The 1,190-nt window shown below is 66.7% G+C and carries 1 protein-coding gene; it reads right to left on the bottom strand.

Features of this window, described 5'->3' with window-relative positions; translation table 11 throughout:
• Window positions 1-1,190, bottom strand: a 1,190-nt coding sequence (locus tag XH88_RS25660) for a mannose-1-phosphate guanylyltransferase/mannose-6-phosphate isomerase (protein ID WP_271671034.1), incomplete at both ends; no start/stop codon positions are given.

Raw genomic sequence — 1,190 nt, 5'->3', positions numbered from 1 at the left:
TGATAGTCGTCTTCAATCCGGATGATGTCGTCTTCCCCGAGATAGGAGCCGGTCTGGACCTCGATCAGTTCCAGCATGATTTTACCGGGGTTCTCCATCCGGTGCACCGCGCCCATCGGGATGTAGATGGACTCGTTCTCGTGCACCGTCTTCACGGTGTCGTTGACGGTGACGCGGGCCGCACCACGGACCACGATCCAGTGCTCGGCGCGATGATGGTGCTTCTGCAGCGACAATCGCCCGCCCGGCTTCACCACGATGCGCTTGACCTGATGGCGCTCGCCATTGTCGACCGACTGATAGCTGCCCCAGGGCCTGTGCACCTTGAGATGCTCCTCGGTGACCTTCGGCGCGACCGCCTTCAGCTTGGTGACGAGCCGCTTCAGGCCGTTGGCGTCCTTCTGCCGCGACACCAGCACCGCGTCCGCAGTCGCCACCACGACGAGATCGTCGACGCCTTCGAGCGCGACCAGCGCAGCATCGGTGGTGACGTTGCAGTTGCGGGAGTCCTCGAACACGGCGGGACCGTGCGCCGCGTTGCCCTGCGCGTCCTTGTCGGACAATTCCCACACCGCGTGCCAGGAGCCGACGTCGGACCAGCCGCAGGACACCGGCACCACCGCCGCGCGCGCGGTCTTTTCCATTACCGCATAGTCGATCGAGATCGCCTTGGCGGCGCCGAACGCCTCGGGTTCCAGCGTGATGAAGCCGAGATCGCGGCCGGCATGGGCGACCGCGCTCGATACCGCCTCGACGCTTCCCGCATCGACCTTGCGATATTCGTCGAGCAGCAGGCTCGCCGGGAACATGAAGTTGCCGCTGTTCCAGAGATAGCCCGAAGTGACGTAATCGGCGGCCTTCACCGCATCCGGCTTCTCGACGAAGCGCGCGACCGCGTGCACCTCGCCTGAGATCACCTCGCCCGGGCTGATATAGCCGTATTCGGTCGCCGGCCGCTCCGGCTTGACGCCGAAGGTGACGATGCGACCCATGCTCGCGGCGGCGAGGCCCTCGCGGCAGGCCGCGACGAAGGCGGCGTTGTCCTGCACGACGTGGTCGGCGGCGAGCGCCAGCACGATCGCTTCGCTGGTGCGGCCTTGCGCAAACGCCGCGCCGGCGGCGATCGCGGGGCCGGAGTCGCGCCGCATCGGCTCGAGGATCACGTCGGCCTCGATGCCGATCTCGGCGAG

It is taken from the genome of Bradyrhizobium sp. CCBAU 51627 (assembly GCF_028128765.1).
GTDB lineage: Bacteria > Pseudomonadota > Alphaproteobacteria > Rhizobiales > Xanthobacteraceae > Bradyrhizobium.
The sequence above is the reverse complement of the archived record's forward strand: the minus strand, read 5'-3'. Positions and strand labels throughout refer to the sequence as shown.